Below are 23845 nucleotides of genomic sequence, written 5' to 3' on the forward strand. Positions count from 1 at the left end.
TGGTGCAAAAAATTTTTCCGGCTGTACTGAATTCAAACACTTGGGCCCTGTCATGACCCTGAACGCGGTAGTGAGTCATGGTCAATTCGGCGTGTTGCCTGGCACGGCGGGTCTCGTGCTGGTGCGTGATCGCCGGAAATGTTCCATGGCGGGGCGCCGCTTCATCGTGAAGGGCAGGGCATTCGAAGGTATGCTGCCGTCCTGTCGTTTAGTGCGCCGTCCACCGGGCAGGTCCACTAAGCTGAATATTGTCGATCAGCCGGGAGTACACCCAGTGTTTGCTTTAGATTCACGCCTTCAACAGGACACGCTGACCATCGGCGACTTCCCGCTCTGCCGGTTGCTGCTGTCCAACGACGCCAACTACCCGTGGTTCATCCTGGTGCCTCGTCGCGACGATATCAGCGAGTTGTTTCAATTGGATGTCGCCGACCAGCAGCGCCTGTGGCAGGAAACCACGGCCCTGGCGGAGGTGCTCAAGGACTCGTTCGATGCCGACAAGATGAACGTTGCCACCCTGGGTAACGTCGTCAGCCAGATGCACATGCATGTGATCGTGCGCAAACGTGATGACGCCGCGTGGCCGGCGCCGGTCTGGGGCAAGCACCCGGCCAAGCCTTACAGCGCCGAACAGGTGGCCGCGATCCGTGAGCGCCTGCGTCTGGTGCTGGACGAAGATTTCAAGTTTCTGGAGGGCTGATCATGAGCCTGGAACAACGCGTTACCGATCTGGAAAGCCGCCTGGCATTTCAGGACGACACCATTCAGGCATTGAACGATGTGCTGGTGGAGCAGCAGCGAGTCGTGGAGCGTCTGCAATTGCAGATGGCCGCGCTGCTCAAGCGCCAGGAAGAAATGGTCGGCCAGTTCGGGTCTTTTGAGGAAGACGCACCGCCGCCGCACTACTGAGTTTGCGTATTTCGCAAGGGCAATAAAAAACCGCGAGCAGCCAGGCTGTTCGCGGTTTTTTCTTTCTGGATCAGCGACGCGGCAGGGCGGCGATCACGTCTTCGGCTTGCAGGCCTTTGTCGCGGTTCATCACCGAGAACTCCACGCGCTGGCCTTCGACCAGGACGCGGTGGCCTTCGCCACGGATGGCGCGAAAGTGCACGAAAATATCATCGCCGGAATCCCGGGAGATAAAGCCGAAGCCCTTGGAGGTGTTGAACCACTTGACGGTGCCGGTATCGCGGTTGCTCATGTCGTAGCTTTGCGCGGCGGCGGCCGGTGAGGATTTGTAGAAGCTGACGGCCAGGTGCAGGATCACGGCGACCAGGGCGATCACCAGGCTGAACAGCACGGCTGGCTGGCCGGCGATGACAGGCATCGGCGCGATCAGGGTCAGGGTTTGCAGGACGACGGTCAGCACCAGCAGTGCGCTGACCAGATTTTGCAGATGCTGGCGCGGGCCTTTGTTCCAGTAAGGGATCACCGGGGCAATGACCAGGTTCAGCAGGCCGAAAAAGGCCAGGTAAAGTGCATCGGGTTGTTGCAGGTAAGGAACGGCTTCGGATTTCAAGCTAGGTATGAACGACAGCAGCAACGCCGCTGCGCCCATTAGCAGGTGGACGATTTTCAACATTTTTATTGACTCACGTTATGACGGCTCACAAGGAAGAGCTGAAGGCGCACGGTTCGCTTCGGAACAATAAGAGGCGTTGGACACGTGCCCGGCATCAGCCTATGCGCAACGCCCGGAAAACAGGGCGTAGCGACACACTGCCTATTTAACAGCAAAGCCCACAGCTACTCAAATCACGCCGGCCAGCGGCAACGCGTGGGGCGATTTGTCGCCTCTATCGGGTCGATACGGGGGCTGCCATGGGAGGGAGGCCTTGCTACAGTGAACCGACACCTGCTGGATGAATTCAATCGCCGTTAGGGGGTAAGCATGGCAATCGATATCGGTATCAGTGAAGAAGACCGCAAATCCATCGTCGAAGGGCTGTCGCGTCTGCTGTCGGACACCTACGTGCTCTATCTGAAGACCCACAACTTCCACTGGAACGTCACCGGACCGATGTTCCGGACCTTGCATCTGATGTTCGAGGAGCAATACAACGAACTGGCGCTGGCCGTGGATTCGATCGCCGAACGCATCCGCGCCCTGGGTTTTCCAGCGCCGGGTGCCTATGCGACTTACGCGCGTCTTTCCTCTATTAAAGAAGAGGTGGGCGTGCCGAGTGCCGAAGACATGATCAAACAGCTGGTCGAAGGCCAGGAGGCGGTCACTCGCACGGCGCGGGGGATTTTTCCGCTGCTGGACAAGGTCAGTGACGAGCCGACGGCTGATCTTCTGACTCAGCGCATGCAAGTCCACGAGAAAACCGCGTGGATGCTCAGGGCGCTGCTCGAAGCCTGATCGCCCGTGGCGCACGGACACGATTTGTCGGCCGTGCGCCCGTCCTGGCGAGGAAAAGGCACTCGCGTTTGTAGGATGCGAGCAAAGCACTTCGCTGGTCCATGATCCTCCCTTTTCTGTTGGCTTATCCTACGAGGACGGTCAAAAAGTCGTCTGGCCATGCCTTTGTCCCTGCGCTTTTAATGAGGTCACAGGATGTTGCCTTGGCAACAAGCAGAGATGGCAAAGGAGTGTCAACGATATGGAAGTTGGAGACAGGCGAAGTGGAATCGTCATCGGCTCGCGGCAGGACAGGGCCGTGGCGCCGTTTCTTGAAGAGTTCGACATGGCATTGATCCGGCCCTTGGCCCGGTCGGTGCGCTTGAACGGGTTTGCGACCTGCATGCGGCTGGAGCAGGTCTACTGGAATATTCTGGGCCGTATGGCCGAGGATAATTGCTGTTCGGTCGGCACCTTGCTGTCCCGTGTCGATCGCGAGGTGCACTTGCGTCACGGTGGCGTGAAGAACTTCAGCGGTCTGGTGCGGGTGGTGTGTGTCGTGCACGGCCTGCGGGATGCCCCGGTGACCATCGGGGGTTGCCAGTGACCGGGCGGCCCGTGCAGTCTTCCGGCTGCACAGGCCGCATTTAATGGATATAATCCCGCTCTTTCGCCACACCGCCCTGCGGCAGCTGGCAATCTGATCGCCGAGACAACTCCATGCCGATGTACGATTACCAATGTGCTTCCTGTGGTCATCAGTTGGAAGCCATTCAAAAGATCAGTGATGCACCGCTGGTCGATTGCCCTGCCTGTCAGGCACCAGAGCTAAAGAAACAGCTGTCCATGCCAGGCTTTCGCCTCAGCGGCAGCGGTTGGTACGAAACCGATTTCAAGACCGGCGCGAAGAAGAATCTGGCCGGTGGCGACAAATCTGACTAGGGTTCAGGCCCAGGTCTTACGACACGCGCGAGCATCCACCGGTCGCACAGAGCTTGAGTGCGGCGGATCTCCACCGAATTTCGAATTACGAGAAGCGAAACCACTACCATGATGCGCAGCCATTATTGCGGCCAACTGAACGAAAGCCTGGAAGGCCAGGAAATTACCCTTTGCGGATGGGTTCACCGTCGCCGCGACCACGGCGGGGTGATTTTCCTCGATATCCGTGATCGTGACGGTCTGGCCCAGGTGGTCTTCGATCCGGATCGCGCCGAGAGCTTCGCCGCCGCCGATCGCGTGCGCAGCGAATACGTCGTGAAGATCACCGGCAAGGTGCGTCTGCGTCCGGCCGGTGCCACCAACGCCAACATGGCGTCGGGCATGATCGAAGTCCTGGGCTACGAACTGGAAGTGCTGAACGAGTCGGAAACCCCGCCGTTCCCGCTGAACGAGTTCTCCGACGTCGGTGAAGAAACCCGTCTGCGCTATCGTTTCCTCGATCTGCGTCGTCCGGAAATGGCCGAGAAGCTGCGTCTGCGTTCGCGCATGACCACCAGCATCCGTCGCTACCTCGACGAGAACGGCTTCCTCGACGTGGAAACGCCGATCCTGACCCGCGCTACTCCAGAAGGCGCGCGCGATTACCTCGTGCCGAGCCGTACCCACGCCGGTTCGTTCTTCGCACTGCCGCAATCGCCTCAGCTGTTCAAGCAACTGCTGATGGTCGCCGGCTTCGACCGTTACTACCAGATCGCCAAGTGCTTCCGCGACGAAGACCTGCGTGCCGACCGTCAGCCTGAGTTCACTCAGATCGACATCGAGACCAGCTTCCTCGACGAAAAAGACATCATGGGCCTGACCGAAGGCATGATCCGCAACCTGTTCAAGGAAGTGCTGGATCTGGAATTCGGCGAATTCCCGCACATGACGTTCGAAGAAGCCATGCGCCGTTACGGTTCCGACAAACCGGACCTGCGTAACCCGCTGGAACTGGTCGACGTAGCCGATCAGCTGAAAGAAGTCGATTTCAAAGTCTTCAGCGGCCCGGCCAACGATCCGAAATGCCGTATCGCCGCACTGCGCGTTCCAGGCGGGGCGAGCATGCCGCGCAAGCAGATCGACGATTACACCAAGTTCGTCGGCATCTACGGTGCCAAGGGCCTGGCGTACATCAAGGTCAACGAGCGTGCTGCCGGTGTTGAAGGTCTGCAATCGCCGATCGTGAAAAACATCCCGGAAGCCAACCTGAACGTGATCCTCGATCGCGTCGGTGCAGTCGACGGTGATATCGTGTTCTTCGGCGCGGACAAGGCCAAGATCGTCAGCGAAGCCCTGGGCGCGCTGCGTATCAAGCTCGGCCACGACCTGAAGCTGCTGACCTGTGAATGGGCTCCGATGTGGGTCGTCGACTTCCCGATGTTCGAAGAGAACGATGACGGCAGCTTCTCCGCCCTGCACCACCCGTTCACCGCGCCGAAGTGCACCCCGGAAGAGCTCGAAGCCAACCCGGCTGGCGCGCTGTCCCGTGCCTATGACATGGTTCTGAACGGCACCGAGCTGGGTGGCGGTTCGATCCGTATTCACCGCAAAGAGATGCAGCAAGCGGTATTCCGTCTGCTGGGCATCAACGAAGCGGAACAGGAAGAGAAGTTCGGCTTCCTGCTCGACGCGCTGAAGTACGGTGCACCGCCGCACGGTGGTCTGGCTTTCGGTCTGGACCGTCTGGTGATGCTGATGACCGGCGCCCAGTCGATCCGTGAAGTGATCGCCTTCCCGAAAACCCAGAGTGCTGCCGACGTGATGACGCAGGCGCCGGGTGTCGTGGATGCCAAGGCACTGCGCGAACTGCACATTCGTTTGCGTGAAACACCAAAGGCTGAGTAAGACGGGCCTGAAGGCGCATCTTCGGATGCGCCTTTTTTCTTTCTATAGAGAGCAGGTCGAGATTTTTTTGTTTGCTGGCTGTGCGATGTGCGCGGCGGGCAACGTTTCAAAGAGAATTCGGAGCGAGATATGGCAGGTCATTCCAAGTGGGCGAACATCAAGCACCGCAAAGAACGTCAGGATGCCAAACGAGGCAAGATCTTCACCAAGTGGATCCGTGAACTGACCGTTGCGGCCCGTCAGGGCGGCGGCGACCCGGGTTCCAACCCGCGTCTGCGTCTGGCCCTGGACAAGGCGCTGGGCGCCAACATGAGCCGCGACATCATCGATCGTGCGGTGGCCCGTGGCGCCGGCGCGACCGAAGCGGACAACGTTGAAGAGCTGACCTACGAAGGTTACGGCCCGGGTGGCGTGGCGGTGATGGTCGAGTGCATGACCGACAACCGCAACCGTACCGCCGCGGCCGTGCGCCATGCGTTCAGCAAGTGTGGCGGCAACCTGGGTACTGACGGTTCGGTGGCCTACCTGTTCGAACGCAAGGGCCAGATCAGCTTCGCGCCGGGTGTCGACGAAGATGCGCTGACCGAAGCGGCACTGGAAGCCGATGCCGACGACGTGGTCACTCATGAAGACGGCTCGATCGACGTGTTCACCTCGTTCACCAGCTTCTACGCCGTGCGAAACGCGCTGGAAGCGGCCGGTTTCAAGGGTGATGACGCGGAAATCGTCATGCAGCCGACTACCAGCGCCGAACTGGATCTGGAAGGCGCGGAGAAGGTGCTCAAGCTGATCGACATGCTTGAGGATCTGGATGACGTGCAGAACGTCTATTCCAATGCCGACATTCCGGAAGACGTGGCGGCTCAGCTCGGCTGATAACGGCTAGGCTTCAATGTGGGAGATTTCATGTTTGAGGGTTCCTCTCGAACATGGAATCTCCCACATTTGTTTTTGTGTTTTTTCGAACCTGCAGGCTTATGACTTTAATTCTTGGTATCGACCCCGGTTCGCGCATCACCGGATATGGCGTGGTACGCGATACCGGGCGTGGTTGTGTCTACGTGGCTTCCGGCTGCATTCGTACCGGCGCCGGCGAGTTGCATGAGCGTCTGCAGATCGTCTATCGCGGCGTGCGGGAAATCATCCAGACCTACGGTCCGGTGACCATGGGCATCGAAAAGGTGTTCATGGCGAAAAACGCCGACTCGGCGCTGAAGCTCGGGCAGGCACGTGGGGCCGCTATCGTCGCGGGGGCCGAAGAGAGTCTGGAGATTGCCGAGTACACGGCAACCCAGGTCAAGCAGGCCGTGGTCGGCACCGGCGCCGCGAATAAGGAACAGGTGCAGATGATGGTCATGCACATGCTCAAACTGACCAGCAAGCCGCAAATCGATGCCTCGGACGCCCTGGCCATTGCCATTTGCCATGCGCATACACGCTCCAGCCTGTTGCCGCATGGTCTGGGAACCGCACGCAGTCGTGGCGGGCGCCTGCGTCTCTGATAGCATCAGCAATCAATTTTCCGGTATATGGATTTTGTGCCTGGGTCGTCGGCCCGAATCCGTATTCCGTTTTGTCGCCAGCCCACGGCTGGCCAACGCTCAAGGATCTGAAACGTGATTGGACGCTTGCGCGGCACCCTCGCTGAAAAACAGCCGCCGCACCTGATTCTGGATGTAAACGGCCTCGGGTATGAGCTGGAAGTGCCCATGACCACCCTGTATCGCCTGCCGTCGGTCGGTGAACCGCTGACCTTGCACACCCATTTGGTCGTACGCGAAGACGCGCAGTTACTCTATGGTTTCGCTGGCAAGCGTGAGCGAGACTTTTTTCGCGAGTTGATCCGTCTCAATGGTGTGGGGCCGAAACTGGCCCTGGCCTTGATGTCGAGTCTGGAAGTCGATGAGCTGATCCGTTGCGTGCAGTCCCAGGACACCTCGGCGCTGACCAAAGTACCGGGTGTGGGCAAGAAAACCGCCGAGCGTCTGCTGGTCGAACTCAAGGACCGCTTCAAGGCCTGGGAAACCTCGCCGGCCATGTTTGCGCTGGTGCCGAACCAGCCGGACGGCCCGGCACCGGTCAATACCGCCGAGAATGACGCGGTCAGCGCGCTGATTTCCCTGGGCTACAAGCCACAGGAAGCGAGCAAGGCGATTTCCGCGATCAAGGAGAAAGGCTTGAGCAGTGAAGACATGATCCGACGCGCCCTGAAGGGAATGATTTAAGTGATTGAAGCTGATCGTCTGATCGCCGCCACGCACAGTCCGCGTGAGCGCGAAGAAGTCCAGGATCGGGCGATACGTCCCGTCAGTCTGGCCGAATACATTGGCCAGCCGACCGTTCGCGAGCAGATGGAACTGTTTATCCAGGCCGCCCGTGGCCGTAGCGAATCCCTCGACCACACCCTGATCTTCGGTCCGCCGGGTTTGGGCAAGACCACTCTGGCCAACATCATTGCCCAGGAAATGGGCGTGTCGATCAAGAGCACGTCGGGCCCGGTGCTCGAACGGCCGGGGGATCTGGCCGCGCTTCTGACAAATCTTGAACCCCATGACGTGCTGTTCATCGATGAAATCCATCGTCTGTCGCCGATCGTCGAAGAAGTGCTGTACCCGGCGATGGAAGACTTCCAGCTCGACATCATGATTGGTGAAGGGCCGGCGGCGCGTTCGATCAAACTCGATCTGCCGCCGTTCACCCTCGTTGGCGCGACGACACGAGCGGGGATGCTGACCAATCCGTTGCGCGACCGTTTCGGTATTGTCCAGCGCCTCGAGTTCTATAGCACCGCCGACCTGGCGACGATTGTCAGCCGTTCGGCGAACATCCTCGGTCTGCCGCTGGACCCGGAAGGCTCTTTCGAGATTGCCCGGCGTGCCCGTGGCACGCCGCGGATCGCCAACCGGCTGCTGCGCCGGGTGCGGGATTTCGCCGAAGTCCGGGCCAAGGGGCATATCACCAAATCCGTTGCCGACCTGGCACTGAATCTGCTGGATGTCGATGAACACGGCTTCGATCATCAGGATCGGCGTTTGCTGCTGACCATGATCGAGAAGTTCGATGGCGGCCCTGTCGGCATCGACAGTCTGGCGGCTGCAATCAGTGAAGAGCGCCACACCATCGAAGATGTGCTGGAACCGTATCTGATTCAGCAGGGCTACATCATGCGTACGCCGCGGGGCAGAGTGGTGACCCGGCACGCGTATCTGCATTTTGGTTTAAACATTCCGTCACGAATGGGCGAAATGCCCGTGGCAGACGAGTTTCTCGATGCCGTGGACGATTGATACACATTTATTGGCGATTTATTCAGCGTTTGTACTGTCTCAGGACGGTACTTTTGCGGTAAAGCCTTCGAACTATGAAAAACAGTTGCCTGGCCGGATTGGCAACCCGAGGAGTAAGCACTAGAGTATGCGCGCGCAAAACGGGCTTGAGCCGTTCGCACATCGTTGTCGCGTTTATTACGAGGACACCGATGCGGGCGGCATCGTGTATTACGTTAATTACCTCAAGTTTATGGAACGGGCTCGAACCGAGCGGCTCCGGGAGCTGGGCTTTGCCCAGTCGGCGCTGGCAGGGGAGGACCTGTTGTTCGTCGTGCACTCCAGCGAAGCGCGTTATCACGCGCCGGCGCGACTGGACGACGAGCTGCTGGTAAGCGCTGATGTAATCGAATTGAACCGTGCCAGCCTGCGCTTTCGACAGCAGGTCAGGCGGGCAACGGATAATGTGCTGCTCTGTGAGGGGCAGTTTCTGGTGGCCTGTGTGCGCACTAACAGTTTGAAACCCCGGGCCCTTCCCGAAGACTTGCGTGCGGCTTTCGCCGACGCGGTCGGCACGGGTACACACTTGAAGCAGGAGATAAAGCGTGGAAGCTAACGTCGTCGACCATTCCTCCATGTGGAGCCTGGTCAGCAATGCCAGCATCGTGGTGCAGTTGGTAATGTTGACCCTGGTAGCCGCATCGGTGACCTCATGGATCATGATCTTTCAGCGCAGCAATCTGCTGCGCGCCGGTCGACGTGCCCTGGAGAGCTTCGAGGAGCGCTTCTGGTCGGGTATCGACCTGTCCAAACTGTACCGCCAGGCCGGCAGCAACCCGGATCCGGACTCGGGCGTCGAGCAGATCTTCCGTGCCGGTTTCAAGGAATTCTCGCGTCTGCGCCAGCAGCCGGGCGTCGACCCTGAAGCGGTCATGGAAGGAGTGGCCCGTGCCATGCGCGTAGCGATCTCCCGCGAGGAAGAGAAGCTCGAGCAAAGCCTGCCGTTCCTCGCCACCGTCGGTTCGGTCAGCCCGTACATCGGTCTGTTCGGTACCGTGTGGGGGATCATGAACTCCTTCCGTGGTCTGGCCAGTGCACAACAGGCCACCCTGGCCACTGTGGCCCCAGGTATCGCCGAAGCCCTGATCGCCACCGCGATCGGCCTGTTCGCCGCGATCCCGGCCGTTATCGCTTACAACCGTTTCTCTGCCCGCAGTGAAACCTTGCTGAGCCGCTACTACACCTTCGCCGATGAATTCCAGGCGATCCTGCACCGCAAAGTGCACACCAGCGAAGAATAAGCAGGTATTTACCGATGGCTTTAATCACTCGAGCCCGACACAAGCGCAAGCCGGTCGCCGAGATGAACGTAGTGCCTTACATCGACGTGATGCTGGTGCTGCTGGTCATCTTCATGGTGACTGCGCCGATGCTCAATCAGGGCGTGAAAGTGGATCTGCCCAAGGTTTCCAGCGAAGCCTTGCCGCAGGACAACAACACCCAGGTGCTGACCATTTCGATCAAGGCTGACAAGACCTACTACTGGAACCTTGGCAGCGAAGTCGACACCGAGAAGCAACAGGACCGGGCCATGACCCTGCCACAGATGACCGACGCGGTGACCAAGATCATCCGCGCCGGCACTGAAGGCGGCAAGCGCACCCAGGTCTTCATCCGTGGCGACAAGTCCGTCGATTATGGCTCCGTCATGGGCGCCATGGGCGGGTTGCAGAAAGCCGGGGTCGGTAATGTTGGCTTGATCACCGAGGCCCCCTGATGCAGCAACAGCGAGAGCCGTCCGCCTCGGAAAGCTACTTCTGGCCCAGTGTCTGGGCGATTGGCTTGCACGTGCTGGTGTTCGGCATGCTGTTCGTCAGTTTCGCCATGACACCGGAGCTGCCGCCGGCCAAGCCGATTGTCCAGGCGACCCTTTACCAGCTGAAATCGAAAAGTCAGGCAACCACCCAGACCAATCAGAAGATTGCGGGTGAGGCGAAGAAATCCGCCGCGCGCCAGACCGAAGTCGAGCAGATGGAGCAGAAAAAGGTCGAGCAGGAAGCGGTGAAGGCTGCGGAACAAAAGAAAGAAGAAGCGGCTCAAAAGGCCGAGGAAGCCAAGAAGGCCGATGAGGCGAAGAAAGCGGAACAGGCGAAAAAGGCTGACGAAGCCAAGAAAGCCGAAGACGCGAAGAAAGCCGCCGAAGCCAAGAAGGCAGAAGAGAAACAATTGGCTGATATAGCCAAGAAGAAAGCTGAAGAAGAAGCCAAGAAGGCTGCTGAAGAAGAGGCCAAGAAAGAGGCCGCTGAAGAAGCCAAGAAGAAAATCGTCGAAGACGCGAAGAAGAAAGCCGCCGAAGACGCCAAGAAGAAAGCCGAGGCTGAAGAGGCGAAGAAGAAAGTCGCCGATGAAGCCAAGAAGAAAGCTGCTGCCGATGCTGCGAAGAAGAAAGCGCAGGACGCGGCACGCAAATCGGTCGAGGACAAGAAGGCCCAGGCTCTGGCCGACCTGTTGTCCGACAAGACCGAGCGTCAGCAGGCTTTGGCGGACGAACGTGGTGACGAAACCGCAGGCAGCTTCGATGACTTGATTCGTGCGCGGGCAGCGGAAGGTTGGGCACGTCCTCCTTCGGCACGCAAAGGCATGACGGTTGTACTGCAGATCGGCATGTTGCCGGACGGTACGGTGACTACGGTCAGCGTGGCCAAGTCCAGTGGCGACGGTCCGTTCGATGCGTCGGCAGTGGCGGCGGTCAAGAATATTGGACGTTTGACGGAAATGCAGGGAATGAAGCCGAGCGATTTCGCTCCGTATCGTTCATTCAAGATGACATTCACACCTGAGGATCTAGCCTTGTGAGAAACCTTCTTCGAGGAATGCTGGTCGTGATCTGCTGCATGGCAGGGATCGCGATGGCGGATGAAAAGAACATTCTGGTCACCAGCGGCAGCGATCGGGCGACCCCGATCGCCGTCGTACCGTTCGGTTTCCAGGGCGGTGCCGTCCTGCCGGATGACATGGCTGAAATCATTGGCAACGACCTGCGGAACTCGGGTTATTACTCGCCGATTCCAAAACAGAACATGATCAGCCAGCCAAGCCAGCCGAGCGAAATCATCTTCCGTGACTGGAAGGCGGTAGGTGCCCAGTACATGATGGTCGGCAATATCACGCCGGCCGGTGGTCGCCTGCAGGTTCAGTGGGCGTTGTTCAACGTTGCCACCGAGCAGAAAGTGGCGGACGGCAGTGTTTCCGGTACCACCGAGCAAATACGGGACATGGCGCACTTCATCTCTGACCAGTCGTTCCAGAAGCTGACCGGCATCGAGGGTGCGTTCTCGACTCGCCTGCTGTACGTGACGGCTGAACGCTTCTCCGAGAAGAACACCCGTTACACCCTGCAGCGTTCGGACTATGACGGTGCCCGCGCCGTGACTCTGCTGCAATCGCGCGAGCCGATTCTGTCGCCGCGTTTCGCACCGGACGGCAAGCGTATTGCCTATGTATCGTTCGAGCAGAAGCGTCCGCGCATCTTCATGCAGAACATCGACACCGGTCGCCGTGAGCAGATCACCAACTTCGAAGGCCTGAACGGTGCCCCGGCCTGGTCGCCGGATGGCAATCGCCTGGCGTTCGTGCTGTCGAAGGACGGTAACCCGGACATCTACGTGATGAACCTCGGTTCGCGTCAGATCACTCGTGTGACCGCCGGTCCCGGCATCAACACCGAACCGTACTGGGGCAAGGATGGCTCGACCATCTATTTCACTTCGGACCGTGGCGGCAAGCCGCAGATCTACAAGACCAGCGCCAATGGCGGTGGTGCCGAGCGTGTGACGTTCGTGGGCAACTACAACGCCAACCCGAAGCTTTCGGCTGATGAAAAGACCCTGGTGATGATCCATCGTCAGGACGGTTTCACCAATTTCAAAGTGGCGGCTCAGGATTTGCAGCGCGGAAGTGTAAAAATCCTCACTGATAGCACTCTGGACGAGTCGCCTACTGTTGCGCCCAACGGCACCATGGTAATCTACGCCACCCGCCAACAGGGCCGGGGAGTCTTGATGCTCGTGTCCATTAATGGACGCGTTAGGCTCCCGCTTCCTACCGCTCAAGGCGAAGTCAGAGAACCGTCCTGGTCCCCTTACCTGAAGTGAGCGGGCGCTACACGTTTTACTTAACACACTGGGGTTCATTAGGAGTTTCACGATGGAAATGCTGAAGTTTGGTAAATTTGCTGCGCTGGCTCTGGCCATGGCTGTAGCTGTAGGTTGCTCGTCCAAAGGCGGCGACAACGCCGGTGAAGGCGCTGTTGATCCAAACGCTGGTTACGGCGCAAACACCGGTGCCGTTGACGGTTCCCTGAGCGAAGAAGCTGCTCTGCGCGCAATCACCACCTTCTACTTCGAATACGACAGCTCGGACCTGAAGCCAGAAGCCATGCGCGCTCTGGACGTTCACGCCAAAGACCTGAAAGCAAACGGCGCTCGCGTTGTTCTGGAAGGCAACACCGACGAACGTGGTACTCGTGAGTACAACATGGCACTGGGCGAGCGTCGTGCGAAAGCCGTTCAGCGCTACCTGGTACTGCAAGGTGTTTCCCCAGCTCAGCTGGAACTGGTTTCCTACGGCGAAGAGCGTCCAGTTGCTACCGGCAACGACGAGCAGTCCTGGGCTCAAAACCGTCGCGTCGAACTGCGTAAGTAATTCGATATGCGAACGTGCCGTCGTGCTGTAACTGTTCTGGCTCTCAGCCTCGCGTCGCTTGCGGCGTGGGCTGCGGTTCCTGTGGTCGATGACAACTCCGGTTATAACAATAGCGGGAGCAGTTATCCGCCTGCAGGTTACGGTACGAACGGCGCCTATGCCGGGGGAGCGGCTTCGGCCCCTGCCTCGGCACAAGGCATGCTGTTCAACCAACTGCAACAAATGCAGGATCAGATATCGCGCCAGCAGGGCGTGATCGAAGAACTGCAGAATCAGGTTGCGCGCATGAAGCAGGAATCCCTGGAGCGATACCAGGATCTTGATCGGCGCATAGGATCCGGTGCTGCACCTGCCGCGACTCCCGAGAATTCTTCTGCCGGTGGCGATGCAAGTGCTGCTGCCGGTGCCGCTGCTGGAGCCGGGGCTGCTGCCCAGGCACCTGCCGCGAGTGGTGAACCGGCTGATCCGGCCAAGGAAAAGCTGTATTACGATGCAGCCTTCGACCTGATCAAGGCCAAGGATTTCGACAAGGCCAGCCAGGCTTTCGCCGCGTTCCTGCGTAAATACCCGAACAGCCAGTACGCGGGCAATGCCCAGTACTGGTTGGGTGAAGTGAACTTGGCCAAAGGCGATCTGCAAGGTGCAGGTCAGGCTTTTGCCAAGGTTTCGCAGCTGTATCCCAAGCATGCCAAAGTGCCGGATTCGCTGTACAAGCTGGCTGACGTAGAGCGCCGCCTCGGTCACACCGACAAGGTCAAAGGCATTCTGCAACAAGTGGTGTCCCAGTATCCGGGTACCTCCGCTGCCCAGTTGGCCCAACGCGATCTGCAACGCATGTAAGTGTGTTTGACCCGTTTGGAAGAAACCCGCGCTTGTCGCGGGTTTTTTCGTTAGAATTCACGCCCTTTTATGAAACACGCTTCTGGTGATCTACGCGTTGGCGGGGTTGCCTGAAGTGCCTGACGGAGGCGGACAGCCTGTTTAGCTGTTACGCCCGTGGCGACTATGCAAGACACATTGAGAATCACCGAAGTTTTCTACTCGTTGCAGGGGGAAACGCGGACTGCCGGGCTGCCCACTGTTTTTGTGCGCCTGACTGGTTGCCCGTTGCGTTGCCAATACTGCGACAGTGCCTACGCGTTCAGCGGCGGCACCATTCGTACACTCGACGACATCCTCGATCAAGTGGCCGGGTTTCGCCCGCGCTACGTTTGTGTCACTGGCGGTGAGCCGCTGGCACAGCCCAATGCCATCCCTTTGCTCAAGCAATTGTGCGATGCCGGCTACGAAGTCTCGCTGGAAACCAGCGGCGCCCTCGACATTTCAGCGGTTGATCCGCGGGTCAGTCGGGTCGTCGATCTGAAGACGCCCGATTCGAAAGAAGCCCATCGTAACCGTTACGAGAACATCGAACTGCTGACGCCCAACGATCAGGTGAAGTTTGTCATCTGCTCGCGGGACGACTATGACTGGGCGGTTTCCAAGCTGATCCAGTACGGGCTTGACCGGCGTGCCGGCGAAGTCCTGTTTTCTCCAAGTCACCATGACCTGAACGCAAGGGATCTGGCGGACTGGGTGGTGGCGGATAACCTGCCAGTGCGGTTGCAACTGCAGCTGCACAAATATCTATGGAATGATGAGCCGGGGCGCTGAGATGACTGAACAACTGAACACCGACGAAAAACGTGCGGTCATCCTGCTGTCGGGTGGTCTGGACTCGGCAACGGTCGTGGCCATGGCCCGTGCAGAAGGCTACGCCTGCTACACCATGAGCTTCGATTACGGTCAACGCTCCCACGCTGAATTGCACGCCGCTGCTCGCGTTGCCCGCGACTTGGGTGTGGTCGAGCACAAGGTGATCGGCCTGAACCTGAATGGCATGGGCGGTTCGGCCCTGACCGATACCAGCATCGATATCCCTGAAGAACTGGGCGAGGGCATTCCGGTCACTTACGTGCCGGCACGTAACACGGTGTTCCTGTCGCTGGCATTGGGCTGGGCTGAAGTACTCGGCGCCCGTGACATCTTTATCGGCGTCAACGCCGTGGATTACTCCGGTTACCCGGATTGCCGTCCCGAGTTCATCGAGTCGTTCGAGCGTATGGCCAACCTGGCGACCAAGGCCGGTGTGGAGGGCAATGGTTTCCGCATCCAGGCGCCGCTGCAGAACCTGAGCAAGGCACAGATCGTTCAGACTGGCGTGAAGCTGGGTGTTGATTACGGGCTGACGGTTTCCTGCTATCAGGCGGACGATAATGGCCGTGCCTGCGGCAAATGCGACAGCTGCCGACTGCGTGCAGAAGGCTTTGCAGCGGCCGGAATCAGCGACCCGACACCTTATTTTTGATTTTTTTCAAATTAGGTGTTGAATAGTCCTTAAAAATCAGTATTATACGCGCCACCACACAGCGGGTCGTTAGCTCAGTTGGTAGAGCAGTTGGCTTTTAACCAATTGGTCGTAGGTTCGAATCCCACACGACCCACCATATTTGGCGGTTTAGAAAATCCGGAAGGCCCACGAAAGTGAGGATTTCCGGGTTTTTTTTTGCCTGCAATTCGGGCATTTTTCCGTTCGGCGCGTCCTGCGCTGACACAGGTCAGAATCATCTTTTGCATCAACCGGATATTCTGTAGCCTTGCGCAGCTTCAACGCTGTCCGTGCCTGATAAAACTCACTCTCCCGGCGGTACCCTCAAGCGGTCCGGAGCCGGGTGTATACTCGACTTTCGCGCGAATGCGCCTGCAGGTCTTGCGAACATGACGCAGATTTCCGAACGCCTTCTGGTACAAGCCCACCTTGACGCCAAGCAGCCCAAGCCGCTGACGGCCGAGGAAGAGGCTTATTACCGTTCCGCCATCGCCGCCGAGCTCAAGGCTCAGGACGCGGTGCTGGTTGCCCACTTTTATTGCGATCCGATCATTCAGGCCCTGGCCGAAGAAACCGGTGGTTGCGTTTCCGACTCTCTGGAAATGGCCCGCTTCGGCAACGCTCACCCGGCCAAGACCGTGGTGGTTGCCGGCGTGAAATTCATGGGTGAAACCGCGAAGATCCTCAACCCGGAAAAGCGCGTACTGATGCCGACCCTGGAGGCGACCTGTTCGCTGGACCTGGGTTGCCCGGTGGATGAGTTCTCGGCGTTCTGCGATCAGCATCCCGAGCGCACCGTGGTGGTGTACGCCAACACCTCGGCCGCGGTCAAAGCCCGGGCCGACTGGGTGGTGACATCGAGTTGCGCGCTGGAGATCGTCGAAAGCCTGATGGATAACGGCGAGACCATCATCTGGGGCCCGGACAAGCACCTGGGCACCTACATACAGCGTCAGACCGGCGCCGACATGCTGCTCTGGGACGGTGCCTGCATCGTTCACGAAGAGTTCAAGTCCAAGCAGTTGGAAGACATGAAGGCGCTGTACCCGGACGCGGCCATTCTGGTGCACCCGGAGTCGCCGACGTCGGTGATCGAGCTGGCGGACGCCGTCGGTTCCACCAGCCAGTTGATCGCTGCCGCGCAATCGCTGCCGAACAAGACCCTGATCGTGGCCACTGACCGTGGCATCTTCTACAAGATGCAGCAGTTGTGCCCGGACAAGGTCTTCATCGAGGCGCCAACGGCCGGTAACGGCGCGGCGTGCCGTAGTTGCGCACATTGCCCGTGGATGGCCATGAACACCCTTGAGCGCACGCTGAAGTGCCTGAAGGAGGGCTCGAACGAGATCTTCGTCGACCCGGCGCTGATTCCCCAGGCGATCCGCCCGCTCAAGCGCATGCTCGACTTCACTCAGGCTGCGCGGATGAAACTGGCAGGCAACGCCTGACCTTCAGCCGCAAACGAAAACGCCCCGATTCGATCGGGGCGTTTTTGCATCTGCAGGATTATTTGGCTTTTTTCGGGATCCGCACCAGTTGCGTGTCCGAGTAGATGTCATGCCAGGCGCGCTTGCGCTTGTCGAACAGCGACCAGAAGAACCCCACGCCGAGGCACAGCCACGACGCGATCGACACCATGAACCGCAGCAGCGCCTGCCACAGGCTGATCGCGGTGCCATCGGCGTTCTGTACGCGGATACCCCAGACCTGCATGCCCAGGGTCTGGCCGGCGTGAGTCCAGAATTTGGCGAAGAAACCGAACAGCACCAGCAGCAGCACGGTGGAGTACAGCGGATCGCCGTCCAGTTTGCCGGCGTCGGTCATCGCGCGCAGACGCTCTTCGCCGATGATCGCGGCCTGGATCAGCTTATAGACGAAGCCCGTGACGATCAGCAGGGCGGTGCACAGAAGAAAATCGTAGAACATCGCTGCCAGACGACGGCCGAGGCCGACGGCAGGAAAGTCGCCCTGGGGAAGGAGCAGGTGTTTCGACATGGCAGCCTCTGGACGGAAAGTGAAGCGCCATTTTACGGATTCGCGCGCACAAAAAAGCCCCTGATATCAATATCAGGGGCTTTTTCGTTACAGAAAATCAGGCTTCAGCGATGACTTCATCAGCCTGCATGCCTTTCTGGCCTTGTACGGCAACGAAAGTCACTTTCTGGCCTTCTTTCAGGCTCTTGAAGCCGTTGCCCTGAATAGCGCGGAAATGCACGAACAGATCCGGACCGCTTTCTGGAGTGATAAAACCAAAACCTTTCTCGTCGTTAAACCACTTGACGGTACCGCTCTGACGTGTGGACATTTCTTATTTCCTTTGACGCAAAAATTGATGACAGTCTCTTCCTCATGAAAGAGTACTGGAGCTGGTTGCAGGAGAGTAAGAAGACGTCGAACGGGATGTAGCTAACTTGTAGGCTACTGCCCAGGTCACGATTCCAAGCTGACCCATGCAAACACAGTGGACAAACTCTACGCCAACTACAGGAGGAAAAACAAGCCCTGTGAAGGCCCCGGTTTTCCTGTGCTTGCCGGCTGTTAGTCAGTCCACTAGTCGGGCTTATACGATTAGCTTGTTCAATTGTTTTCGAACGTTATAAGCCAAGTTCATATTCGAATCGAATGTAAGGGAAGTGCACTGTTTTATGGCGATTGCGTTACACATTAGTGCATGCATAACGCAATCGCGTTACTTATAGAAACAGTCAATCAACCACGATAGTAGCGTTGTGGAACGAATGGCATTTTGCTTACAAGCATTTGCACCTTTTTCCCACGAACGATGGCCCAGACTGGTGTGTCCAGTGCGACATAAGCACTGTCTAGGTAACCCATCGCCAATGGCCCGCCCAGGGTCGGGCCGAAACCGCCGCTGCACACGCTGCCAATGATGTCGCCGGCTTCGTTGACGATTTCTGCGCCTTCACGGACTGGCGTGCGCTCCTGCGGAAGCAGGCCGACGCGTTTGCGCGCGACACCGTTCTGCTGCTGGGCGAAAACCTGTTCTGCACCCGGGAAGCCGCCGGCCCGTGCGCCATCGGCACGGCGCGGCTTGGAGATTGCCCACAACAGGCTGGCTTCGATTGGCGTGGTGTCGGTGTTCATGTCGTGGCCGTACAGGCACAGGCCGGCTTCCAGACGCAGCGAATCCCGGGCACCAAGGCCGATGGCGGCGACTTCCGGTTCGGCCAGCAGGGCGCGGGCGAGTTTTTCCGCATCGGCTGCCGGTACCGAGACTTCGAAACCGTCCTCACCGGTGTAGCCCGAGCGGCTGACGAAGCAATCCACACCCAGCAGCGTCACGCGGGCGAACTGCATGAAGGTCATCTTCGCCACTTCCGGCGCCAGGCGTGCCAGTACGGTTACAGCCGCCGGACCTTGCAGGGCGAGCAGGGCGCGGGCTTCGAACAGCTCGGTAATGGTGCACTGATCGCCAATGTGTTTTTGCAGATGCGCCAGGTCCTGATCCTTGCACGCGGCGTTGACCACCAGGAACAGTTCGTCGTTGCCGAGATTGGCGACCATCAGGTCATCGAGGATGCCGCCGGTTTCGTTGGTGAACATCGCGTAGCGCTGCATGCCTACCGGCAGATCGATGATGTCCACCGGCACCAGGGTTTCCAGGGCTTTGGCGGCATTGGCGCCGGTCAGGCGGATCTGGCCCATGTGCGAGACATCGAACAGCCCGGCCTGCTCACGGGTGTGCTGGTGTTCTTTCATCACGCCCAGCGGGTATTGCACCGGCATGTCGTAGCCGGCGAACGGCACCATGCGGGCGCCGAGTTCGATGTGCAGAGCGTGCAGCGGGGTTTTCGACAGTTGTTCGGTGGACATGCGTGACTCCTTGATTCACACCAACCCTCTCCCGGCGGAAGAGGGGGCTAATTAACACTCGATAATGTTGACCGCCAGACCGCCGCGGGCGGTCTCCTTGTATTTGCTTTTCATGTCGGCGCCGGTCTGGCGCATGGTGCGGATGACCTTGTCTAGGGAGACGAAGTGCTGCCCGTCGCCGCGCATGGCCATGCGCACGGCGTTGATCGCCTTGACCGAGCCCATGGCGTTGCGCTCGATACACGGCACCTGCACCAGCCCGCCAATCGGATCGCAGGTCAGGCCGAGGTTGTGTTCCATGCCGATTTCAGCGGCGTTTTCCACTTGTTGCACGCTGCCGCCAAGGACCTCGCACAACGCACCGGCCGCCATCGAACAGGCCACGCCGACCTCGCCCTGACAGCCGACTTCGGCGCCGGAGATCGAGGCGTTTTCCTTGTACAGAATGCCGATGGCCGCCGCGGTCAGCAGGAAGCGCACCACGCCGTCATGGTTGGCGCCGGGAATGAAGCGCATGTAGTAATGCAACACCGCAGGGATGATCCCCGCCGCACCGTTGGTCGGTGCTGTCACTACACGCCCGCCGTTGGCGTTTTCTTCGTTGACGGCGAGGGCGTAGAGGTTGACCCAGTCCAGCACCGACAGCGGATCGCGCAGCGACGATTCCGGGTTCTTGCACAGTTGCCGGTGCAGTGCCGCCGCGCGCCGTTTGACCTTCAGGCCACCCGGCAGAATGCCTTCGTTGCGACAGCCGGCGGCCACGCAGTCCTGCATCACTTGCCAGATTTTCAGCAGGCCGGCGCGGGTTTCCGCTTCCGGGCGCCAAGCGCTTTCGTTGGTCAGCATCACCTGACTGATCGACAGACCATAGGTGGCGCAGTGACCGAGCAAGTCCTTGGCACTTTTGAACGGGAAGGTCAGCGGGGTGGCGTCTTCAACGATACGGTCGGCACCGGCCGCATCTTCGTCGACCACAAAACCGCCGCCGACCGAGTAGTACTCGCGGCTGCGGATCTGCAATCCCGCCGCATCGAAGGCACGGAAGATCATGCCGTTGGGGTGATAGGCCAACGGCTTGCGGATCATTGCCAGGTGTTCTTTCTCGTTGAACGCGATGTTGTGTTCACCGAGCAGGTTCAAACGCCCGCTGCCGCGAATCTGCGTGAGACGTGCGGCGACGGTTTCGGTATCCACGGTATCCGGGTGTTCACCTTCCAGGCCCAGCAGCACAGCCTTGTCGCTGCCGTGACCCTTGCCGGTGGCGCCGAGGGATCCGTACAACTCGACCCTGACGCTGGTGGTGGCCGACAACAGGTTTTCCCGGCGCAAGCCTTCGACGAAGCGCGCGGCTGCGCGCATCGGGCCGACGGTGTGGGAGCTGGAGGGGCCGATGCCAATCTTGAACAGGTCGAACACGCTTAACGACATGGTTGTTCTCCGGTTTCTTGTTATAGGAATTGGCGGAATGTCAGGATTGATGCATTTCCTTGTGGGAGCGAGCTTGCTCGCGAAAGCGGAGTGTCAGTCACCATCAATGTTGGCTGATCTACCGCTATCGTCGGAACGCCGCCCGGAGCAAGCTCGCTCCCACAGGGTTTTGTGGTGTTCTGGAAAAAGGGGCAGGTTTACCTGCCCCTCATTCGTTTAAGCGTAGCTTTCGATCGACGGGCAGGCGCAGACCAGGTTGCGGTCGCCGAACACGTTGTCGACGCGACCGACCGGCGGCCAGTATTTGCCTTCGATCAACGATGCCACCGGGTACACCGCTTGTTCGCGGCTGTACGGGTGAGTCCACTCGCCAACCAGCTCTGCGGCGGTGTGCGGAGCGTTCTTCAGCGGGTTGTCGTCCTTGTCCAGGGTGCCGTTTTCCACTGCGCGGATTTCTTCGCGGATGCGGATCATGGCGTCGCAGAAGCGGTCCAGTTCTTCCTTGGATTCACTTTCGGTCGGTTCGATCATCAGCGTGCCAGCCACCGGGAACGACATGGTCGGGGCGTGGAAACCGAAGTCGATCAGACGCTTGGCAACGTCGTCGACGCTGATGCCGCTGCTGTCTTTCAACGGACGCAGGTCCAGGATGCACTCGTGCGCCACCAGACCGTTGCTGCCGGTGTACAGCACTGGGTAGTGCTCTTCCAGGCGACGGGAAATGTAGTTGGCATTGAGGATCGCCAGTTGCGAAGCGCGCTTGAGACCCGCGCCACCCATCATGCGAATGTACATCCAGGTTATCGGCAGAATGCTCGCGCTGCCGAACGGTGCTGCGCAGACCGCGCCTTCCTTGCGCTCCATGTGGCCGTGGCCCGGCAGGAACGGGGTCAGGTGCGATTTCACGCCGATCGGGCCGACACCCGGGCCGCCACCGCCATGCGGAATGCAGAAGGTCTTGTGCAGATTCAGGTGCGAAACGTCGCCGCCGAACTTGCCCGGTGCGCAGAGGCCGACCATCGCGTTCATGTTGGCGCCGTCGATGTACACCTGGCCGCCGTTGTCGTGAATGATGCCGCAGATCTCGCGGATGCCTTCTTCGAACACGCCGTGGGTCGACGGGTAGGTGATCATCAGCGCGGCGAGGTGTTCGCGGTGCTCGATGGCCTTGGCGCGCAGGTCTTCGATGTCCACGTTGCCACGGGCGTCGCAGGCGGTCACGACCACGCGCATGCCGGCCATGTTGGCGGTGGCCGGGTTGGTGCCGTGGGCGGACGACGGGATCAGGCAGATGTCGCGACGGTCTTCGCCACGGCTCTGGTGGTAGGCACGAATCGCCAAGAGACCTGCGTATTCACCCTGGGAACCGGCGTTCGGTTGCAGCGAGATCGCGTCGTAACCGGTAGCGGCGCAGAGCATCGCTTCCAGTTCGTCGGTCAGTTGCTGGTAGCCGGCGCTTTGCTCGGCCGGGGCGAACGGGTGCAGGGCGCCGAATTCGGCCCAGGTCACCGGGATCATTTCGCTGGCGGCGTTGAGTTTCATGGTGCACGAGCCCAGCGGAATCATGGTGCGATCCAGTGCCAGGTCCTTGTCCGCCAGTTTGCGCAGGTAGCGCATCAGCTCGGTTTCCGAGTGATAGCGGTTGAACACCGGGTGGCTGAGGATCGGCGACTGACGCACCAGTGCAGCTGGAATGGTGCTTTGCGCGGCAGCGGCGAGAGCGGCGAGATCAGGCAAAGCCTTGCCGTCGGCGAACAGGCCCCACAGGGTTTCGATGTCGGCCTGGGTGGTGGTTTCGTCGACCGACAGGCCCAGACGCTGGGCATCGATCACTCGCAGGTTGATCTGTTGGGCGCGGGCCTTGTCATGCAGCGCGGCGGTTTGCGCGCCGGTGGCCAGGGTCAGGGTGTCGAAGAAACTGGTTTGCTCGACGGTCAGGCCCAGTGCGCTCAGGCCCTTGGCCAGGATCGCGGTCAGGTGATGCACGCGGTTGGCGATGCGGGTCAGGCCTTTCGGGCCGTGGTACACGGCGTACATGCTGGCGATGTTGGCCAGTAGCACTTGTGCGGTGCAGATGTTCGACGTGGCCTTCTCGCGGCGGATGTGTTGCTCGCGGGTCTGCATCGCCAGGCGCAGGGCAGGCTTGCCGAAACGGTCAACCGAAACACCGACCAGACGGCCCGGCATGTCGCGCTTGAACGCATCTTTGGTGGAGAAGTAAGCCGCGTGCGGGCCGCCGAAGCCCAGCGGTACGCCGAAACGTTGGGCGCTGCCGATGGCCACGTCCGCGCCGAATTCGCCCGGCGGAGTCAGCAGGGTCAGGGCCAGCAGGTCGGCAGCCACGGCCACCAGGGCGTTGGCGGCGTGGAAGCGTTCGGTCAGTTCGCGGTAGTCGAACACGTCACCGTTGCTCGCCGGGTATTGAAGCAGGGCGCCGAAGAACGGCGTCACGTCGGTCAGTTCACGCTCGTCGCCGACCACCACTTCAATGCCCAGTGGCTCGGCACGGGTGCGCAGCACGTCGAGGGTTTGCGGGTGGCTGTGGATCGAGGCGAAGAACTGGTGGCTGCCCTTGTTCTTGCTCAGGCGTTTGCAGAAGGTCATGGCTTCGGCAGCAGCGGTGGCTTCGTCGAGCAGGGAAGCGTTGGCGATCGGCAGGCCGCTGAGGTCGCTGATCAGGGTCTGGAAGTTCAGTAGCGCTTCGAGACGGCCCTGGGAAATTTCCGGCTGGTACGGGGTGTAAGCGGTGTACCAGGCCGGGTTTTCCAGCAGGTTGCGCAGGATCGGCGACGGCGTGTGGCAGTTGTAGTAGCCCTGGCCGATGTAGGTCTTGAACAGCTGGTTCTTGCCGGCGATGCCTTTGATCATCGCCAGGGCATCGGCTTCGCTCAGGCCGTCGTCGAGGCCGAGCACGCTGGTGCCCTTGATGCTTTCCGGGATGACGCTGGCGCTCAGGGCTTCGAGCGAGTCGAAGCCGAGGCTGTTGAGCATGGCCTGCTCGTCACCGGCGCGCGGGCCGATGTGACGGGCGATGAATTCGTTGGCGGTGCCGAGATTTACTTGGGTCATGTCAGGTTC

General features: G+C 59.7%; 26 protein-coding genes and 1 tRNA gene. 21 read left to right on the forward strand and 6 right to left on the reverse strand.

The window, feature by feature from the left end:
- Positions 1-274: 274 nt before the first annotated feature.
- Together CAG02_RS14150 and CAG02_RS14155 are read left to right on the forward strand one after the other, a co-directional pair.
- Complete coding sequence (locus CAG02_RS14150) at positions 275-700, forward strand: HIT domain-containing protein (protein ID WP_085709617.1); 426 nt, start codon at positions 275-277, stop codon at positions 698-700.
- A gap of 2 nt (positions 701-702) precedes the next feature.
- A complete protein-coding gene (locus CAG02_RS14155; protein WP_085709618.1) occupies positions 703-909 on the forward strand; it encodes a SlyX family protein in 207 nt (68 codons plus the stop codon).
- A 70-nt stretch (positions 910-979) separates the two neighbouring features.
- Here the strand turns inward: CAG02_RS14155 and CAG02_RS30140 are convergent, their stop codons facing one another.
- A complete protein-coding gene (locus CAG02_RS30140; RefSeq protein ID WP_085709619.1) occupies positions 980-1582 on the reverse strand; it encodes a cold-shock protein in 603 nt (200 codons plus the stop codon).
- Positions 1583-1891: 309 nt separating this feature from the next.
- Here CAG02_RS30140 and CAG02_RS14165 point away from each other — a divergent pair, with 309 nt between their 5' ends.
- The 19 genes from CAG02_RS14165 to nadA all read left to right on the forward strand — a co-directional run bounded on the left by CAG02_RS14165 (position 1892) and on the right by nadA (position 16953).
- Entirely contained in the window at positions 1892-2362 is a 471-nt protein-coding gene (locus tag CAG02_RS14165) for a Dps family protein (RefSeq protein ID WP_039766007.1), read from the forward strand.
- A gap of 241 nt (positions 2363-2603) precedes the next feature.
- Complete coding sequence (locus CAG02_RS14170; RefSeq protein ID WP_085709620.1) at positions 2604-2948, forward strand: ribbon-helix-helix domain-containing protein; 345 nt, start codon at positions 2604-2606, stop codon at positions 2946-2948.
- A 113-nt stretch (positions 2949-3061) separates the two neighbouring features.
- Positions 3062-3283 carry an FmdB family zinc ribbon protein gene (locus tag CAG02_RS14175; RefSeq protein ID WP_007951210.1) on the forward strand — a complete coding sequence of 74 codons (222 nt, stop codon included), beginning with the start codon at positions 3062-3064 and terminating at the stop codon, positions 3281-3283.
- A gap of 108 nt (positions 3284-3391) precedes the next feature.
- A complete protein-coding gene (gene aspS, locus CAG02_RS14180; RefSeq protein ID WP_085709621.1) occupies positions 3392-5167 on the forward strand; it encodes an aspartate--tRNA ligase in 1776 nt (591 codons plus the stop codon).
- Positions 5168-5296: 129 nt separating this feature from the next.
- The gene (locus tag CAG02_RS14185) at positions 5297-6043 is read left to right on the forward strand and encodes a YebC/PmpR family DNA-binding transcriptional regulator (protein WP_085709622.1); all 747 of its coding nucleotides are present in this window, start codon (positions 5297-5299) and stop codon (positions 6041-6043) included.
- A gap of 101 nt (positions 6044-6144) precedes the next feature.
- On the forward strand, positions 6145-6669 hold the full coding sequence (ruvC, locus tag CAG02_RS14190; RefSeq protein WP_065258525.1) for a crossover junction endodeoxyribonuclease RuvC: 525 nt from the start codon (positions 6145-6147) through the stop codon (positions 6667-6669).
- A 114-nt stretch (positions 6670-6783) separates the two neighbouring features.
- The gene (gene ruvA / locus CAG02_RS14195) at positions 6784-7392 is read left to right on the forward strand and encodes a Holliday junction branch migration protein RuvA (protein ID WP_007951205.1); all 609 of its coding nucleotides are present in this window, start codon (positions 6784-6786) and stop codon (positions 7390-7392) included.
- Positions 7393-8454, forward strand: coding sequence for a Holliday junction branch migration DNA helicase RuvB (gene ruvB / locus CAG02_RS14200; protein WP_085709623.1), 1062 nt, complete (start codon positions 7393-7395; stop codon positions 8452-8454).
- Positions 8455-8581: 127 nt separating this feature from the next.
- The gene (gene ybgC, locus CAG02_RS14205) at positions 8582-9049 is read left to right on the forward strand and encodes a tol-pal system-associated acyl-CoA thioesterase (RefSeq protein ID WP_085709624.1); all 468 of its coding nucleotides are present in this window, start codon (positions 8582-8584) and stop codon (positions 9047-9049) included.
- Entirely contained in the window at positions 9039-9734 is a 696-nt protein-coding gene (gene tolQ / locus CAG02_RS14210) for a protein TolQ (protein WP_007912733.1), read from the forward strand. Before ybgC ends, tolQ begins: the two co-directional genes overlap by 11 nt.
- Before the next feature lie 23 nt (positions 9735-9757).
- Positions 9758-10210, forward strand: coding sequence for a protein TolR (gene tolR, locus CAG02_RS14215; RefSeq protein WP_162803534.1), 453 nt, complete (start codon positions 9758-9760; stop codon positions 10208-10210).
- Positions 10210-11289: a cell envelope integrity protein TolA gene (gene tolA, locus CAG02_RS14220; protein WP_085709625.1), complete on the forward strand. Its 1080-nt coding sequence runs from the start codon at positions 10210-10212 to the stop codon at positions 11287-11289. The genes tolR and tolA overlap by 1 nt, the downstream gene beginning before the upstream one ends.
- A 17-nt stretch (positions 11290-11306) precedes the next feature.
- Positions 11307-12587, forward strand: coding sequence for a Tol-Pal system beta propeller repeat protein TolB (gene tolB, locus CAG02_RS14225; RefSeq protein ID WP_170931606.1), 1281 nt, complete (start codon positions 11307-11309; stop codon positions 12585-12587).
- Positions 12588-12639: 52 nt separating this feature from the next.
- A complete protein-coding gene (gene pal / locus CAG02_RS14230) occupies positions 12640-13137 on the forward strand; it encodes a peptidoglycan-associated lipoprotein Pal (RefSeq protein WP_003178634.1) in 498 nt (165 codons plus the stop codon).
- Between the two features lie 6 nt (positions 13138-13143).
- On the forward strand, positions 13144-13977 hold the full coding sequence (ybgF, locus tag CAG02_RS14235; protein WP_085709627.1) for a tol-pal system protein YbgF: 834 nt from the start codon (positions 13144-13146) through the stop codon (positions 13975-13977).
- Positions 13978-14142: 165 nt separating this feature from the next.
- Positions 14143-14790: a 7-carboxy-7-deazaguanine synthase QueE gene (gene queE, locus CAG02_RS14240; RefSeq protein ID WP_085709628.1), complete on the forward strand. Its 648-nt coding sequence runs from the start codon at positions 14143-14145 to the stop codon at positions 14788-14790.
- 1 nt (position 14791) lies between these two features.
- Positions 14792-15484, forward strand: a complete 693-nt coding sequence (gene queC, locus CAG02_RS14245; protein ID WP_085709629.1) for a 7-cyano-7-deazaguanine synthase QueC — start codon at positions 14792-14794, stop codon at positions 15482-15484.
- A 63-nt stretch (positions 15485-15547) separates the two neighbouring features.
- A tRNA-Lys gene (locus CAG02_RS14250) sits at positions 15548-15623 on the forward strand.
- A 271-nt stretch (positions 15624-15894) separates the two neighbouring features.
- A complete protein-coding gene (gene nadA / locus CAG02_RS14255; RefSeq protein ID WP_039766022.1) occupies positions 15895-16953 on the forward strand; it encodes a quinolinate synthase NadA in 1059 nt (352 codons plus the stop codon).
- Positions 16954-17011: 58 nt separating this feature from the next.
- On the opposite strand, the gene CAG02_RS14260 is transcribed toward nadA, so the two are convergent.
- From CAG02_RS14260 to gcvP, 5 genes are all read right to left on the reverse strand, one after another.
- Complete coding sequence (locus CAG02_RS14260) at positions 17012-17500, reverse strand: RDD family protein (protein WP_085709630.1); 489 nt, start codon at positions 17498-17500, stop codon at positions 17012-17014.
- A 97-nt stretch (positions 17501-17597) separates the two neighbouring features.
- Entirely contained in the window at positions 17598-17810 is a 213-nt protein-coding gene (locus CAG02_RS14265; protein ID WP_007951194.1) for a cold-shock protein, read from the reverse strand.
- A 404-nt stretch (positions 17811-18214) separates the two neighbouring features.
- Positions 18215-19339 (reverse strand): glycine cleavage system aminomethyltransferase GcvT, encoded by a 1125-nt coding sequence (gene gcvT / locus CAG02_RS14270; RefSeq protein WP_085709631.1) that lies wholly within the window; start codon positions 19337-19339, stop codon positions 18215-18217.
- Positions 19340-19390: 51 nt separating this feature from the next.
- A complete protein-coding gene (locus tag CAG02_RS14275) occupies positions 19391-20767 on the reverse strand; it encodes an L-serine ammonia-lyase (protein ID WP_085709632.1) in 1377 nt (458 codons plus the stop codon).
- A 216-nt stretch (positions 20768-20983) separates the two neighbouring features.
- A complete protein-coding gene (gene gcvP / locus CAG02_RS14280; protein ID WP_085709633.1) occupies positions 20984-23836 on the reverse strand; it encodes an aminomethyl-transferring glycine dehydrogenase in 2853 nt (950 codons plus the stop codon).
- Positions 23837-23845: the final 9 nt, after the last annotated feature.

Source organism: Pseudomonas sp. R43(2017), from assembly GCF_002112345.1.
Taxonomy (GTDB): domain Bacteria; phylum Pseudomonadota; class Gammaproteobacteria; order Pseudomonadales; family Pseudomonadaceae; genus Aquipseudomonas; species Aquipseudomonas kribbensis.